Origin of the sequence: Sphingomonas rustica (genome assembly GCF_039652585.1) — a bacterium.
Lineage (GTDB): Bacteria > Pseudomonadota > Alphaproteobacteria > Sphingomonadales > Sphingomonadaceae > Sphingomonas > Sphingomonas rustica.
The window spans coordinates 1-15868 of the sequence record NZ_JBDIZK010000002.1 but is presented as its reverse complement, the minus strand read 5'-3'; the positions used below and the strand labels follow the sequence as shown (position 1 = coordinate 15868).

16 protein-coding genes are annotated in these 15868 nt (G+C 67.3%); 2 read left to right on the top strand and 14 right to left on the bottom strand.

Going from position 1 to position 15868, the window contains the following annotated elements; all coding sequences use genetic code 11:
- Positions 1-77 precede the first annotated feature (77 nt).
- From murD to TPR58_RS02975, 13 genes are all read right to left on the bottom strand, one after another.
- A complete protein-coding gene (gene murD / locus TPR58_RS03035; protein ID WP_346245141.1) occupies positions 78-1364 on the bottom strand; it encodes a UDP-N-acetylmuramoyl-L-alanine--D-glutamate ligase in 1287 nt (428 codons plus the stop codon).
- Positions 1361-2431, bottom strand: coding sequence for a phospho-N-acetylmuramoyl-pentapeptide-transferase (gene mraY, locus TPR58_RS03030; RefSeq protein ID WP_346245140.1), 1071 nt, complete (start codon positions 2429-2431; stop codon positions 1361-1363). Before mraY ends, murD begins: the two co-directional genes overlap by 4 nt.
- Positions 2419-3798, bottom strand: coding sequence for a UDP-N-acetylmuramoyl-tripeptide--D-alanyl-D-alanine ligase (locus TPR58_RS03025; RefSeq protein ID WP_346245139.1), 1380 nt, complete (start codon positions 3796-3798; stop codon positions 2419-2421). The genes mraY and TPR58_RS03025 overlap by 13 nt, the downstream gene beginning before the upstream one ends.
- Positions 3795-5210 carry a UDP-N-acetylmuramoyl-L-alanyl-D-glutamate--2,6-diaminopimelate ligase gene (locus TPR58_RS03020; RefSeq protein ID WP_346245138.1) on the bottom strand — a complete coding sequence of 472 codons (1416 nt, stop codon included), beginning with the start codon at positions 5208-5210 and terminating at the stop codon, positions 3795-3797. Before TPR58_RS03020 ends, TPR58_RS03025 begins: the two co-directional genes overlap by 4 nt.
- Complete coding sequence (locus TPR58_RS03015; RefSeq protein WP_346245137.1) at positions 5207-6904, bottom strand: peptidoglycan D,D-transpeptidase FtsI family protein; 1698 nt, start codon at positions 6902-6904, stop codon at positions 5207-5209. The genes TPR58_RS03020 and TPR58_RS03015 overlap by 4 nt, the downstream gene beginning before the upstream one ends.
- Positions 6901-7461: a hypothetical protein gene (locus tag TPR58_RS03010; RefSeq protein ID WP_346245136.1), complete on the bottom strand. Its 561-nt coding sequence runs from the start codon at positions 7459-7461 to the stop codon at positions 6901-6903. The genes TPR58_RS03015 and TPR58_RS03010 overlap by 4 nt, the downstream gene beginning before the upstream one ends.
- Positions 7462-7538: 77 nt before the next feature.
- Positions 7539-8477: a 16S rRNA (cytosine(1402)-N(4))-methyltransferase RsmH gene (rsmH, locus tag TPR58_RS03005; protein ID WP_346245135.1), complete on the bottom strand. Its 939-nt coding sequence runs from the start codon at positions 8475-8477 to the stop codon at positions 7539-7541.
- Positions 8474-8959, bottom strand: a complete 486-nt coding sequence (locus TPR58_RS03000) for a division/cell wall cluster transcriptional repressor MraZ (protein WP_346245134.1) — start codon at positions 8957-8959, stop codon at positions 8474-8476. The genes rsmH and TPR58_RS03000 overlap by 4 nt, the downstream gene beginning before the upstream one ends.
- A gap of 546 nt (positions 8960-9505) precedes the next feature.
- On the bottom strand, positions 9506-9826 hold the full coding sequence (locus tag TPR58_RS02995) for a hypothetical protein (protein WP_346245133.1): 321 nt from the start codon (positions 9824-9826) through the stop codon (positions 9506-9508).
- A 53-nt stretch (positions 9827-9879) separates the two neighbouring features.
- Positions 9880-10872 carry a cysteine synthase A gene (locus TPR58_RS02990; protein WP_346245132.1) on the bottom strand — a complete coding sequence of 331 codons (993 nt, stop codon included), beginning with the start codon at positions 10870-10872 and terminating at the stop codon, positions 9880-9882.
- A 329-nt stretch (positions 10873-11201) separates the two neighbouring features.
- A complete protein-coding gene (locus TPR58_RS02985) occupies positions 11202-11543 on the bottom strand; it encodes an Mpo1-like protein (RefSeq protein WP_346245131.1) in 342 nt (113 codons plus the stop codon).
- Positions 11544-11620: 77 nt separating this feature from the next.
- Positions 11621-13465: a DUF885 domain-containing protein gene (locus tag TPR58_RS02980; protein ID WP_346245130.1), complete on the bottom strand. Its 1845-nt coding sequence runs from the start codon at positions 13463-13465 to the stop codon at positions 11621-11623.
- A gap of 35 nt (positions 13466-13500) precedes the next feature.
- On the bottom strand, positions 13501-14220 hold the full coding sequence (locus TPR58_RS02975) for a helix-turn-helix domain-containing protein (protein ID WP_346245129.1): 720 nt from the start codon (positions 14218-14220) through the stop codon (positions 13501-13503).
- A gap of 179 nt (positions 14221-14399) precedes the next feature.
- Here TPR58_RS02975 and TPR58_RS02970 point away from each other — a divergent pair, with 179 nt between their 5' ends.
- Together TPR58_RS02970 and TPR58_RS02965 are read left to right on the top strand one after the other, a co-directional pair.
- On the top strand, positions 14400-14693 hold the full coding sequence (locus tag TPR58_RS02970; protein WP_346245128.1) for a hypothetical protein: 294 nt from the start codon (positions 14400-14402) through the stop codon (positions 14691-14693).
- 119 nt (positions 14694-14812) lie between these two features.
- Positions 14813-15292, top strand: a complete 480-nt coding sequence (locus TPR58_RS02965; protein ID WP_346245127.1) for a YrhB domain-containing protein — start codon at positions 14813-14815, stop codon at positions 15290-15292.
- Positions 15293-15380: 88 nt separating this feature from the next.
- Here TPR58_RS02965 and TPR58_RS02960 read toward each other — a convergent pair whose 3' ends face one another.
- A complete protein-coding gene (locus tag TPR58_RS02960; protein ID WP_428835686.1) occupies positions 15381-15665 on the bottom strand; it encodes a barstar family protein in 285 nt (94 codons plus the stop codon).
- Positions 15666-15868 lie beyond the last annotated feature (203 nt).

Sequence of the window (15868 nt, the reverse complement as noted above, 5' to 3'; positions counted from 1 at the left end):
CTGGCTGGCCCGGCCGAGCTGGTTGCCGACCCGGCGGCGGACGCCGGGCGCCTCGGGCACCTCTGCCCTGTCCTCGCTCACGCCAGTGCCTCCACGGCGTCGCGAAACGCCTGGCCGCGCGCCTCGTAATCGCGGAACTGATCGAACGAGGCGCAGGCCGGCGACAACAGCACCGTGTCGCCGGGGCGGGCATGCGCCGCGGCGCTGCGCACGGCGGCGTCCAGCGTGCCGGCGACTTCGACCGGCATCTCTCCCGACAGCAATTCGGCGAACATCGTACCGGCATCACCGATGGTATAGGCGCGCACGACATGGCCGAAGCCCGGGCGGCAGGCGTCGAGATCGTCGGTCTTGGCCTTGCCGCCCAAGATCCAGTGGATCCGCGGATAGGCCGCCAGCGCCGGCGCGGCGGACTCCGGGTTGGTCGCCTTGCTGTCGTTGACGAACAGCACGCCGTCCCGCGTCGCCACCCGCTCCATGCGGTGCGGCAGTCCGGGAAAGCTGGCCAGCCCGCGATCGATCGCCGGGCGATCGATACCCAGCGCTTCGCACGCGGCAATCGCGGCCAGCGCATTCTGGGCATTGTGCGGGCCCTGCAGCGCCGGCCAGTCCGACTGATCGACATCGCCGCGGGCGGGAAGCGCGATCACGTCGTCGGCCCGGCCCGCGCGAATCTCGGCCGCGATCGCAGCGGACGCCGGATCGGTGATACCGATCACCGCGCGGTGGCCGGGCGACTGCATCGCGAACAGCCGCGCCTTGGACGCGGCATAGCCGGCAAACCCGTCATAGCGGTCGAGATGGTCGGGGGTGATGTTCAGCAGCAGCGCGACGTCGCAATCCAGCGTGGCGGTCAGGTCGATCTGGTAGCTCGACAGCTCCAGCACATAGACCCCGCCCGCCCCCAGCGCGTCCTGCGCCAGGATCGGAATGCCGATATTGCCGCCCGCCAGCGACGGCAGCCCGGCGGTGCGACAGATATGGTCGATCAGTGCGGTCGTGGTCGACTTGCCATTGGTGCCGGTGATGCCGACGACCCGGTGCGCGGGCAGCGCGCCGCGCGCCTGCGCGAACAGCTCGATATCGCCGATCACCGGCACGCCGGCGGCGCGGGCTCGATCGGCGATCGGGTGGCGGTTCAGCGGAATGCCGGGCGACACCACGACCGCGTCGAAACCCGCGAGGTCGATCTCCAGCGGATCGGCGAGCGTGACACCGCTCAGCGCGGCCCGCGTCGCCTCGTTCGAGTCCCAGGCGACCACCTCGGCGCCGCTGGCGCGCAGGGCGTCGATGGTCGCGACGCCGGATCGCGCCAGCCCGAGCACCGCATACCGCTTTCCGCGAAAGACCGGGCTCGTGATCACCGCAGCTTCAGCGTCGCGAGCCCCGCCAGTGCGAGCACGAACGAGATGATCCAGAAACGGATCACCACGGTCGGCTCCGACCAGCCGAGTTGCTCGAAATGATGATGGATCGGCGCCATGCGGAAAATGCGCTTGCCCGTTCGCTTGAAGAAGAAGACCTGGATGATGACGCTCAGCGCCTCCATCACGAACAGGCCGCCGATGATGCCCAGCACCAGCTCATGATGCGTGACGACCGCGATCGTGCCGATCGCGCCGCCCAGCGCCAGGCTGCCGGTGTCGCCCATGAAGACTGCCGCCGGCGGCGCGTTGAACCACAGGAACGCCAGCCCCGCCCCGACCATCGCGCCGCAGAACAGCGCCAGGTCGCCCGCGCCGGGGACGTGCGGAATGCCCAGATAGGTCGCGAACACCTTGTTGCCGGCCAGATAGGCGATCAGCATGAACGCCATGCTGGCGATCACAACCGGCATCGTCGCCAGTCCGTCCAGCCCGTCCGTCAGGTTCACCGCATTGCCGAACGAGACGATCGTGAAGGCGGCGAACAGGATATAGAAATAGCCCAGATCCGGGTGGATCCAGCTGAAGAACGGCACATAGAGCTGCGTGCCGTTCAACGACACGATGATCCAGCTGGCGACGCCGGCGATCAGGAACTCGCCCAGCAGGCGGACCTTGCCCGAGACGCCGGCGGTCTTCTGCTTCCGCACCTTGTCGTAATCGTCGAGGAACCCGATCATGCCGAACCCGAAGGTCACGAACATGCACGCCCACACATAGGGGTTGCGCAAATCCATCCACAGCAGGATCGCCAGCATCAGGCTGGTCAGGATCATCAGCCCGCCCATGGTCGGCGTGCCGCGCTTCGCCAGATGGCTCTGGGGGCCGTCGTCGCGGATCGGCTGCCCCTTGCCCTGGCGCACGCGCAGCCAGCCGATGAACTTCGGCCCCAGGATCAGCCCCAGCAGGAGCGCAGTCGCAACCGACCCGCCAGTCCGGAAGGACAGATAGCGGAACAGGTTGAGGATGCCCGGAAATCCGAGCCACTCCGCGATCAGATAGAGCATGTTTGCCTTTCCGACAGCGCTGCGACCACGCTCGACAGCCGCACGCCGTTAGACCCCTTTACGAGAACAGCGTCATCCGCCGCGAGCCTTTCGAACAGGCGATCGCGGGCAGACGCCGCGTCGGGCACATGGACGAAATCGATATGGCCCTCAAGGGCATTCGCGAGCGGTTTCATCAGCGGGCCGACAAGGACCGCAAATTCGACACCGGCTGCCGCTATCGGCCCGGCAAGCTCCGCGTGGAACGCGTCGGAATGATCGCCCAGTTCGCGCATCTCGCCCAGCACCGCCAGCTTGCGCCCGCTTTCCTGCCGCAGCACGTCCAGCGTCGCCCGCATCGATGCGGGATTGGCGTTGTAGCTCTCGTCGATCACCAGCGCCTCGCCGCCGACGACCGGGGTCAGGAACCGCTGGCCGCGCCCGGGCAGTCCGCCCAGCTCGGCCAGCGCAAGCCCGGTGCGCTCCAGGTCGCCGCCCAGCGCATCGATCACCGCCAGCACGCCCAGCGCGTTCGAAACCCAGTGCGCACCGGGCAGCGCCACGGTGAAGCTCAGTTCGCGCCGGCCGAGCCTGGCGGTGACGAAGGTGCCGCCGGTGCGGGTGCGCATCGCCTCGATCGCACGGACATCGGCGCCCTCGCCCATGCCGAAGGTGACGATCCGGCCGGCATGGCCGGCGGCCGCCGCGATCAGCCGGTCGCGATACGGGCTGTCATGGGGAATGACCCCAGTGCCGCCGGGCTCCAGTCCCTGGAAGATCTCGCCCTTGGCGTCGGCGATCGCCGCCTCGCTGTCGAAAAACCCCATATGCGCGGGCGCGATGGTGGTGACCATCGCGACATGCGGCCGGACGAAGCGGGTGAGCACCGCCAGTTCACCCGCATGGTTCATCCCCATCTCGAACACGCCGAACCGCGTGTCGCGCGGCATCCGCGCCAGGCTGAGCGGCACGCCGGTGTGATTATTGTACGACTTGACCGACCGGTGCGCGAAGCCGGGCTCGAGCCGGTCGAGCGCCGCGAACAGCGCTTCCTTCGTGCCGGTCTTGCCGACCGACCCGGTCACGCCGACGACCTTGCCCTGCATCCGCGCCCGCGCGGCAATGCCCAGCGCCTCGAGCGCCTTCATCGTATCGGGCACCAGCACATGCGGGTGCGGCGTCGGTACCGAGACCAGGGCGCCCGCTGCGCCCGCCTCGAACGCCTGGTCGAGATAGCGGTGGCCGTCGGTGGTCTCGCCAACCATCGCCAGGAACAGGTCGCCCGGGCCGACCTCGCGCGAATCGAACGTGACTCCCGACACCTCGAACTCGGCATTTGCCGTGCCGCCCGTGGCGGCGGCGACCTCCGCGGAGGTCCACAGGGTCATGCGGCGCACTCCCGCGCCACCGTGACGTCGTCGAACGGCAGCACCCGGTCGCCGACGATCTGGCCCTGCTCATGGCCCTTGCCGGCCAGCAGCACGATGTCCTCAGCCTCCGCCATCTCGATCGCCGCGGCAATCGCCTCGCGGCGCCCGCCGATCTCGATCGCGCCGGGCGCACCCTTCAGGATTTCGCGACGGATCGTCGCCGGATCCTCGGTGCGCGGATTGTCGTCGGTGACGATGACCACGTCCGCACCGGTCGCCGCCTCGCGGCCCATCAGCTCGCGCTTGCCCGGATCGCGATCGCCGCCGGCGCCGAACACCAGGATCAGCCGTCCGCTGGTATGCGGCTTCAGCGCCGCGATCGCCGCTTCCAGCGCGTCGGGCGTGTGCGCATAGTCGACATAGACCGGGGCACCCGCCCGGGTGATGACCGCGCGCTCCAGCCGGCCGCGAACGGGTTGCAGCCGCGCCAGGTTCGACAGCGTCGCCGCCACGTCGCCACCGGTCGCGATGACCAGCCCCGCCGCGGTCAGCGCATTGGCCGCCTGATAGGCACCGATCAGCGGCAGGTTCACGCTGAAGCTGCGCCCCTCCGCCTCGATCGTCAGCCCCTGCCCCAGCAGGGTCGGGTCGCGTCCGACCATGCGCAGCGTGTCGCCATGCTCGCCCACGGTGATCAGGCGGTTGCCGCGCACCCGGGCAATGTCGATCACCCGCTCCGAATGCGGGTCGTCGACCCACACGACCGCCGTCCCGTCGGCATCGAGCACATCAGCGAACAGCCGCAGCTTGGCGCACAGATAGGCGGCCATGTCGCCATGATAGTCGAGATGGTCGCGGCTCAGGTTGGTGAAGGCAGCCGCCCGGACCGGCAGCCCCTCGGTGCGATATTGCGACAGGCCGTGCGAGCTCGCCTCGAACGCGACATGGCTGACGCCCTCTCGCGCCAGTCCGGCGACATTCGACAGGAAGGTGACGATGTCGGGCGTGGTCAGCCCGGTCGTAACCGTGTCCTCCGCCGTCGTGACGCCCAGCGTCCCGATCGACGCGGCATGATGGCCGGTCATGCGCCACAGCTGGCGCGTCATCTCGACGGTCGAGGTCTTGCCGTTGGTCCCCGTCACCGCGACCGCGGTCGCCGGGAACGGCGCGAAGAAGGATGCGGCCAGCCGCGCGAAGCGCTCGCGCGGATTGTCGTCGGCGACATAGGCCGCGCCGTCCACGTCGAGCCCCGGCCGGGCGACGATCGCTGCCGCCCCGGCCTTGATCGCCGCGGGGATGAAGTCCTCGCCGTTGACCCGGGCACCTTCGAAGGCGCCGAAAATGGTGCCGGGCGCGACCTTGCGATGATCGATGGCAAATCCCGTGACGACCGCGTCGCCGCCGCCTTCGATCAACTGCTCCAGCCTCATTGGCCGCTCTGCTCCTTGGGGTTCTTCCAGATCAGCGGCACCAGCTGAGACAGGTCGACGTCGCGATTGGCGTCGGGCGCGACCCCCAGCAGCGCGCCGGTGCGGGCGACGACGCGCTTGACGACGGGGGCGGCGGTGTAGCCGGCGGTTCGCTGCCCGAAGGTCTGGGCATTTCCGATGGGTGAGTCGAGCATGGTCAGCACCACATAGCGCGGCTTGTCCATCGGGAAAGCCGCCGCGAAGGTCGACACGTTCTCGCTGCGCGAATAACCCGATGCGCCCGGCTTCTCGGCGGTGCCGGTCTTTCCGCCGACGCGGAACCCCGGCGCGTCGGCATTGCGGCCGGTGCCGTTGGTCACGATCAGGCGCAGCAGCTCGCGCATCTGCTTGCTGGTCGCCTCGGAGATGACGCGGCGACCGGCGCCGCGCTTTGCGGGATCGACCTTCATCAGCGTCGGGTCATGCCAGACGCCGCCATTGACCAGCGTCGCATAGGCGCAGGCCAGGTGCATCGGCGTCACCGCGATGCCGTGGCCGAACGCGGTGGTCATCGTGGTCGAGCGCCCCCAGTCGCGCGGCCACAGCGTGCCCCAGCGCTCGATCCCGATGTCCAGCGGCTTGTCGAACTGAAGGTCGCGGAAGATCTTCTCCAGCGGCTCGCGCCCCATCAGGTCGGCGATCCGGGCCGTGGCGATGTTCGACGAATAGATCAGCGTCTCGGGGATGTTGAGGAAGCGGCGCTGCGGGTGATCGTCCTTGATGCTGAAGCGACCGATCCGCACCGGCTCGATCGCGTCGAACCGGCGCGCCATCGAGGTGACTGTGCCGCTCTCGATCGCCGCGGCCATCGCGATCGGCTTGAACGCCGATCCCAGCTCGTAGCGGCTCTGGGTCACATTGTTCGCCGGCGCCGCGGTGCCGATCGCATTGGGATTGAAGCTGGGCAGCGACACCATCGCGACGATCTCGCCGGTATCGACGTCCATGATCACGCCGGCCGCACCCTTGGCCTGAAGGCTGACCATCGCCGAGCCCAGTTCGTTCTCGAGCGCCGCCTGCACCCGCAGGTCGAGCGCGAGCGCGGTCGGGACTGCCCGGCCCTCATGGCTGTTCAGCCGCGCATCCAGCGTCTTTTCCATACCGATGCCGCCATGGCCGTCGGACTTCACATAGCCCAGCACATGTGCGGCCAGCCCGCCCTGCGGATAGAGCCGGTCGGGCTCGCGCATCATCTCGATGCCGGGCTCGCCCAGTGCGTTCACCGTCTTGACCAGCTCGGGGCGCGCGCGACGGCGCAGCCAGGCGAAGCTGCCGCCCGAATTCAGCAGCGCATAATATTGCCCCTCGCTGCGCTCCGGGATCAGCGTCGCCAGCTGCTTCGCCAGGTCGGCCTTGTTGCCGATCACCTGGTTGGGGTGGATTGCGATCGACCAGCCGTCGATCGTGCGGGCCAGCGGCTCGCCATTGCGATCGACGATGTCCCCGCGCGCGGGGAGCAGCCGGTCGGCGGTGTTGGCGGCGATCGCCGGCGAGGCGGCGAAGGCCAGCCATGCCAGCCGGCCGATGACGAACAGCACCGCGGCGCTGAAGATCAGCGCCAGCACCACCAGCCGCACCTGGGCGATCGCGACGACCGATTGCCGGGCCTCGCCCGACCCGCGCGACCGCGCGGACGGCGCAAGGATGACGGTCAACGCAGCGCCCGCTTCTCGGAGACTGCGCCGCGGTCGAGATCGGCCATCGTCGCGCTGCTCAGCATCGCGACCCGGGTGACGCGCGGAGCCGATGCGCTCGACCCACTCGCGACCGAGCGCGCACGATCGACCTTGGCGACCGCGGCCGCAACCGCAGGCGCTGCCTGGAGCCGCGGCTTGGCCGCCGCTGCAGTACCGGTCGATACCGCCGCGGTCTTCGTCGTCTGCGCAGGAACCTCGACCTGCGCCGTCTGGACCACCGCCGGCTGCACGACCGGCGCCGGGCTGGTCACCGATGCGACCTGAAGCTTCGCATCCGGTGCCTGCTCATGCACGTCCAGGCTGGCCAGCTGCGTCTCGCTCGCCAGGTAGCGCGCGGCGTCGGGCGCGCCATAGGCCACCGCCTCCCCGCTCGCGCTCCACTGCTGCAGCTGAGCCATGCTCGCCCGCGCGCTGAATTCGGTTTCCAGCCCGCGAATGTCCTTCTTCGCATCGATGATCTGGGTCTCGACGGATCGCAGGCGCGCGCGTTCGGCCGCCCCGTAAGTTGTCGTCATGTATCCGCCCACGGCAACCGAAACGCTGGCTGCCAGCCACGCTATCGCTCCAAAGCCCTGAACCATAACATTACTCCTTACACGCCCCACGGTGCCGCATCGGTGCGGTGCGCCACGCGCAACGTCGCCGAACGGGCTCGGGGATTACGGGCGATCTCCGCCTCGCTCGGGCGCACTGCCTTGGCGGGGGAATCGAAACTGGGTGCCGACCTGGCGGTAACCGCCGGACGATGGCGCGAGCCTGCAGGCTCGCTGCCCGACCGCTCGCGCAAGAAGCGCTTCACCAGGCGGTCTTCGAGGGAATGAAAGGTGACGACGGCCAGTCGGCCGCCGGGCTTCAGCACGCGCTCTGCCGCGGCAAGCCCTTCCGCCAGCTCGTCGAGCTCGCGGTTCACATGGATGCGCACCGCCTGGAAGGTCCGGGTCGCCGGATCCTTCTTGTCGTGCGGCTTGTAACCCAGCGCCTTGCGGATGATCGCGGCAAGCTCGCCGGTGGTCGACAGCGGACGCGCCGCGACGATCGCCCGGGCCACCCGGCGCGACCGCGGCTCGTCGCCATAATTGTACAGGACGTCGGCGATCTCGCCCTCGTCCGCCTCGTTCAGGAAATCGGCCGCGCTCATCCCCTCGCCCGACATGCGCATGTCGAGCGGCCCGTCCTGCTGGAACGAGAAGCCGCGTTCGGCCTGGTCGATCTGCATGCTGGACACGCCGATATCCAGCGTGACGCCGTCGACGGGCGCCAGGTCGCGACGCTCCAGCTCGCCGTCCAGCGCCGAAAAGGGCGCCTCGATCAGCACCAGCCGGTCGTTGCCGGCGAAACGCCGTAGGCCGCTTTCGATCGCGGTAGGATCGCGGTCGAAAGCGGCCACCTCGGCACCCCGCTCGAGGAAGGCTTGGGTATATCCGCCGGCTCCGAAGGTCGCGTCGACATGACGCTCGCCGGGCACGATGGCGAGCGCGTCGATCACTTCGTCGAGCAGGACGGAAACATGCGGCTGGGCGGCGGAGCTCACAGCTTCACCCCCTTCTGCTGACACAGGAACTCGCAGATCTCGCGAAGATCCTCGTCGATCTCTTCGGACTTCAGCAGCACCTCGGGCGCCCAGATGTCGAAGCTCTCGCCGGCAGCGTTGAAGAACGCCCAGCTGCCGATCTGCGCCTTGGCCTTGAAGAAGGGCGGGATCACGAAGCGGCCGCTGTCGTCGAAGGGCACTTTTTCGACGAGGCCGAAGGCGCGGCGCTTGGCGCGCAGGTCGGCGGGGCGGCCCGCATCGGTCGCATTCTGTTCGGCACGGTCCAGCCGCTCGTACTTCTCGCGCGACCAGGACAGGTCATGGGCGGAGAGGCAGGGATCGATCGGATGGCGGCCGATGACGATCTGGCGGATGTCGGAGTTGCGCTCGACGACGCCGCGCAGGTCTGCGGGGATCGCGACGCGACCCTTCAGGTCCACCGCCTGTAGCGCAAAGCCTTCAAAGTGCTCGCGTCCCGCCAAAACCCAGATCCCAAAGTTCGGGCACGCACTTCACCATCCCCGGACGCGCGGCATCCGCCGCGGCCCGGCCCAAATCCTTTCGACGATGAAGCTGGTCGTGCCCCGACCCTTAACCGCATTCTGGTTACCAAGAAGCGGCCGGGGAGGCAACGGGAAAACACGGGATAGAGCGGGATTTTGCCCCACTTAGCCCCTATTTTATCTGGGTTTCACGATAGAGTCAGGCTTTGTTCGATCTATGTATTCCTAATTTGGTCGCGGGCACGAAATTAACCTAGGTTGTGGGTCGGGGCAGCGTCCAGCCGCCGATATCGCATCGGAACCGCCGCAATCCGCGACGAATTTCCCTGATATTACCGAGCATTGGCTTAGACGATCGAACCCGCCTGCGACAGGCCGAAGCCTTCCATGAATCGCATAAATGCTGCGAGTCACCGCAGATCGCCGGATAAGTCGAATCGGCCGGGTGGGTCCCAATCCCCGGATTTTCCCGCGCCATCCCCGTGCGAACGGGTCCGACGCACGCGGGCATTCGCGCGGCCCGCGTTACTGCTGGGGCTGGTCGATCACTTTCCTGGCGGCGGAGGCATTGGCCTGCTCGCTCGACCCGGTGCTGGGCGCCGCGCCCAGTTCGGCGAGCGGCTCGTCCTTGCCGGATGCCGCCGCGACGCTGGCATTGCCTTCGGTCATGTTGGCGATCACCGACACGTTCGACGCACCGACCGCGGTCGCGGGACCGTCGCGGCTGGCCGAGGTGAAGATCGCGCTCATCAGGCCGATCAGCACGAGCACCATGGCAAGTCCGGTGAGCCCGACGCGGACGCGCTGCATCGCCTGGGCGGAGTCCTGATGCGATCCCGATTTCATCATAGCTGTGGCATAAATGTAACGCGTGAACATCCTCTTGTCGAGGAAATCGCTCAGGTCGTCGTCAGCCACTCCGGAACGGGGAGGCCCTTCGCCTCCAGCCACTGGCGATTATACAGCGTCGACAGATAGCGAAAACCAGTGTCGCACAGGATCGTCGCGATGCGCTTGCCCGGCCCCAGCTGGCGGCCCAATTGCACCGCCCCCGCGACGTTGATGCCTGACGACAGGCCCAGGCACAGCCCCTCTTCGGCCAGCAGCCGGCGGACCCATTCCATCCCTTCCTCGTCGGAGATGCGGAACTGGGTGTCGATCGGCGCCCCTTCCAGATTGGCGGTGATCCGCCCCTGGCCGATGCCTTCGGCGACCGAGCTTCCCTCCGCCTTGAGCTCGCCATGCGCGTAATAATTGTAGAGCGCCGCCCCGTGCGGATCGCTCAACGCGATGCAGACATTCTCATCGCGCGCCTTCAGGCCCAGGCCGACCCCGGCGATCGTTCCGCCGGTGCCCGCGGCGCAGGTGAAGCCGTCGATCCGGCCGTCCATCTGCGCCCAGATCTCTTCGGCGGTACCGATGATATGCGCCTTGCGATTGGCGATATTGTCGAACTGGTTCGCCCAGATCGCGTTCGGCGTCTCCTCGGCGATCCGGCGCGAGGTGTGCACGAAATGTCCAGGGTTGGAATAGGGCGCGGCGGGCACGAGCACCAGCTCGGCGCCCAGCGCGCGCAGCGTGTCCATCTTCTCCCGGCTCTGCGTCTCCGGCATGACGATGATCGTCTTGTAGCCCTTGGCGTTGGCCACCAGCGCCAGTCCGATGCCGGTGTTGCCGGCAGTTCCCTCGACGATGGTTCCGCCCGGCTGGATCAACCCCCGCGCCTCGGCATCGCGCACGATGAACAGCGCCGCCCGGTCCTTCACCGACGCGCCGGGATTGGCGAATTCGCACTTGCCGTAGATGTCGCATCCGGCGGCCTCGCTGGGCCCTTTCAGGCGGACGAGCGGCGTGTTTCCGATCAGCGAGAGCGTGTCCGATGTCACATGCATGGCGCGTAGATAGGGACGTTACCCCGCGATCGGCAAGGAAGCGCTGATAGCCGCAGCGAAAGCGGGGATTGGGCGCTCGGCCGCGCCTGATTTTGCGACGAACCGTGCAACGAAATACGCCCGCGATTCATTTCACGGACGCCACCTCGGCACGAGACCAGAAACCTGCGCCAGAAACCTGCGAGAGCCTGCAATGTTCCGCGACAGCGATCCCGAACCCTTCCTCCTCGCTCCCCAGCGGCACGAGAAGAATCCGGTGTCGCTCGACTGTTTCTGGGCAGCCGTGGACGAGGTCCCGCTCGACATCGTCGATCGCCCGATCCCGCCGATCAGCGTGGCACCCCGGCGCGATCGAGATGCGGTCCCAGCCGACCGCTGATCCACAGCAGGAACATCCGGTAGTCGCTGACCAGCGACCATAGGGGATGGGTGAAGGTCGCCGGCCGGTTCTTCTCGACCGCGAAATGCGCCGTCCAGGCAAAGCCATAGCCGGCGATCGGCACCAGCGCCCACCACCATCCGCCCCAGCGGACCGCGACCGCCACGAACACCAGGGTCAGCGTAGTCCCGAGATAATGGAGCATGCGAGTCTCGGCGCGCGCATGCTCGCGCAGATAATGCGGCCAGAACTCGGCATAGCGGCGCACGGGCGCGGACGGCGATGCGGACATGGGCAGGCATCCTCTGATCGATCTTGATCGACCGAAATCCTATGGCGCACCCGCGCCCGCATCAACGCCCTTGCGCGTCAGGCCTGCTTGCGCGCCTCGACCCAGCGGTCGATCACCGTCTCCAGCACCGATACCGGCATCGCCCCCGCGGCCAGCGCGGTGTCGTGGAAGCCGCGGATGTCGAACCGCTCGCCCAGCGACTTGCGCGCCTTCTCGCGCAGCGCCACCCAGCGCGTCTGCCCGACCATGTAGCTGGTCGCCTGTCCCGGCCACACGCAATAGCGCTCGACCTCGGTGACGTTGCTCGGCTCGGGCGTGCCAAGCGTGTCGTTCATATAGGCGATCGCCTTTTCCCGGCTCCAGCGCTGGTGGTGCAACCCGGTATCGACCACCAGCCGCGCCGCGCGGAACAGATAGGACTGGAGATAGCCCAGCCGCCCCAGCGGATCCTGGGCATAGGCGCCCATCTCGTCGGCCAGCTGCTCGGCATAGAGCCCCCAGCCCTCGGTATAGACCGAATAGGCCGGCAGGCGGCGCAGCGGCGGAATGCCGGTCGCCTCCTGGGCAAGCGCGATCTGGTGATGATGCCCCGGCGTCGCCTCGTGATAGGTCAGCGTCGGCAGCGACCAGCGCGGATTCTCCGCCGTGTCGCGCAGGTTGATGTAATAGGCACCGGGGCGCGATCCATCCAGCGCCGGGCTCTGGTAATAGCCGCCGGTCGCGCCCGCCTCGATCTCGGGCGGCACCCGGCGGATCTCGACCATCGCCTTGGGCAGCCGGCCGAACATCTCGGGCAACCGCTTCTGCATCTCGACCATCTGCAGGTTCAGCTCGGCGATCAGCTTCGCCTTGCCGGCATCGGTGTTGGGATAGATGTAGCGCGGGTCCTTGCCGATCGCGAGCAGCCGCTGCGCGACCGTGCCCTTGGTCATGCCCTGCTCCCGGAAGATCGCATCGGCCCGCGCGGTCAGCTCGGCGATCCGCTCCAGGCCCAGCTTGTGGATCTCGTCCGCCGACATCGTCGTCGTGGTCGCATAGGCAAGCGCATAGTCGTAATAGGCAGCGCCGTCGGGCAGCCGCCATACGCCCCCGTCATGCGTCGCCCGCGCGCGGACCTTGCGCAGCTCGGCGATCTGGCGCTGCATCGCTGGATAGATGCGGTCGCGCACCACCGCCGTGCCGCGCGCGGTCCAGTCGCCGGCGATGCCCGCCTCTTTCGCCTTCTCCGCCAGATTGGTGGTCAGCCCGTTGGCCTCGGGCCGCGGCGCCACGATCCGCTCATATTGCTGCAGCGTGCGGTCGATCACGAAATCGGGCGGGATCACGCCGGCGGCATGCTCGGCCTGCATCCGCCCGGTCTCGTTGTCGATCTGCGCGGCGAAATCGGCGCAGCGGGCCAGATAGGCATCGGCATCCGCCTGGCCGGCGATCGAATGCTGGTTGATCAGGAAATCGGGGATCGATCGATAGGTCCCGCTCAGCTGCGTGACCGGATGCGGCTCGGGCCAGCTGTGCGTGCCATAGTTGAACCGGTCATAGGCCTGGACATAGGTTTCCCACGGCCCGCGGAACGTATCGTAATTGATCCGGTCCATGCCGGTCAGCTTGTCGGCATCGATCGCCTTCAGCTTTGTCAGCCCGTCGCGGTACAGGCCCTGCTGGCGCTTGATCCCGGCGGGCGACCGATCGGCCAGCCGCGACTTGGCGGCGACATTATCGCCCTTGTCCAGGCCCAGCGCGGTGGCGAATTCGGGATCCTCACGGATCAGCGCGTCATAGGCCCAGTCGAGCGCCTGGTTCAGCTTCTCCGCTTCCGATCCCGGCGCGGCGGTCGCGGCCTGCGCGCGCGCCGTCGCCGGCAGCGTGGCGGCCGCCACGACCGGGGGGATCGAGGCAAGAAACTCGCGGCGTCGAATATGCATGAACCTGAAACTCCTTCTGTCCAACGACGCGTCTATCAGGCGCCAGCGACGCCGTCTTGAACCCAGTTGGCAGCGCGCCACGCACGCGGCGTCTGGCCGGTCATCGCGCCGATCGCCCGCGTCATATGCGCCTGGTCGGCAAATCCCGTGGTCAGCGCGATCTCCGCCAGCGGCTCGCGCGTCGCGGTGATCGCGCGCAGCGCCAGCCGGGTGCGCACCGCTGCGCGATACTGGCGCGGCGCACAGCCATAGGCCTGGCGAAAGCCGCGGCTGACCCCATCGGGCCGCAATCGGTGGCGATCCGCCCATTCCGCCAGCGCAATGCTGCCTGCGATGCGCAGCTCTTCCGCCAGCAGGTCGGGCCAGTCCAGTGCCGAGATCCCCACCGGAACGAAGGCGTCGGCCAGCATTGCCGCGGCTGCCCGCGGATCGCACTCGGCCGCGCGGACGATCGGGTCGGGATCGACAACCCGCCCGCGGACCCGCTCGGCATCCGCCAGCGCCGCCGGCACCGGCAGCACCAGCACCTCCGCCCCCGCGGCGGACACCCGATCGAGATGCGATTCATAGGCGTGGTGGATCAGCACATCGCCGGCCCGCACCAGCGACCGTCCCTCGTCGCCCGCCTCCTGATACTCGCCGCTCAGCACCAGCGCGGCAAAGGCGGTATCATGGCAATGCCGCGCGAGCCGCTCCCTGCTGCCATGCCGCAGCCGCCCGATCGGCGCCGTCGCAAAGGAAGCATTTTCGCACATGCCCCAATGCTTAGGCAGGCGATCCGGCACTGGCAATGCGAGGGGATGGTGCAAGGCGCGCTCCAGCCCGCCAAGGTCGTGAACCCACAAACGTCCGCTCTCGGCAGGGGGCCTGCACGTCCGGCACTGGGTGGAAAGCCGACGTGGCGTCTCGAAGGATTCCACGATAAACTCCGGCCATGACGCCGGAGCATTGCCGAGTTCGGATTGAAGGCCAGCGCGTGCTTATTGCGGTCGTAGGCGATGAAGTGCTGGCTCGCATTCACGCAAATTTGCTCAAAGTCGGTGCCCGTGCGGTGGGGCCGTCGGCGTGGCTCTGCGACGGAGACGTCTCGGCGCAACGATTATCGGAAGCGATCGGCGAACTTGGCGAGGACGAGGTTGTTTATCTCGTCGCAAGCGGACCTGAGCGGATCGAGTTCGGCTTTCTAGTCGCCCCCAAGATAGACGGTGGCACCATCGTCACACCGTAGCGAATGCGTGCAATTGGGGCGCTAGCCGCCGGGTCGCTTTTAGCGCCGGCGATTTTAGCCGTAACGGCAATGATTGGGTGGAAAGCTGACATCGCGCGCCAGCGTTGTATAGTCGTGTTATGGCAACTCGCGAAGAATACGGAAGCTATCAGATTGATTGGCGGGAGGCCGGTGAGCAGTTCGTTGCCCTCATCCGGGCGGGCGAAGAGGAGCCGCCAGCAATCATAACGGCCACCGTTGACGAGGGCATGGTGGTCCTCAAAAGTCGCACTTTCGCGACCATTGATGCCGGAATCGTGGAAGCATATCGCCCCAATTTGTCAGCCACGAACGAGGCGTCGCCAGTTCGAGCGTTCGAATCCTACTTAAACGCTAAGGAGCGCGAACTCGGCGTGCCGTTGTCCGCTCTCTCGGCAGGGCCGGCGCGCCTTTCTGCAGGATGGGCCTTTTACTATCAGTCGCGGGCCTATGTAGAGACTGGAGCGCTTGATCAAATGCTCGTCGGACATGGACCCGTAGTTGTCTCTGACGATGGGCGCGTCATCGCCGGAGGCTCATTAGATCGCGATCCCGAAGGGATGCTCGCCCGCTTCTCATAAATGTCCGCTACGGGGGCGCTGGCCGCCGGGCCGCTTTTTGCGACTGCGATTTTAGCCGCAGCGGCCGAGATGGGTGGAATGCGGTCGTTCAGCAGATGTTGAAAAAAACGTCGATTCCGCGCTCGTTCTTCGCATCGACGAAGACGCTGGACGCTCCCGCGAGAAGCGCAGCCATATCGCTGGACAAGTTGTTCGCGTGTCGCACTCTGACCCGGAAGGGGGGCATCACTTCATTTATGTCGCTGGTTATGCTGTCCCATAGGGCGTTGAGGTTGTGTCCATGCCAGCCGGGCGCGCCTAAGTTCGGCAGCAACGCCTCGTAGAAGTCGGCGGCAGACGACCAGTTCGATGCATCCAATTCAATCTCCCTCATGGGATGAGAATGCCAGCCGTCGGAAATGTCCGCAATTGGGGCGCTTCCTGACGGCCTGGCTTAATGAGTCTACGACCTTACACTACTTTGGCACTTTAGGTTCGGCCGGCGTGCCGAGTGAGCGCTGACAGTGCGGGCATCGGGAGGGTGGTGGTCGTGCGAAGAGGTCGAGGATGGCCTGCCTAACGGCCGGCATGCTCGGT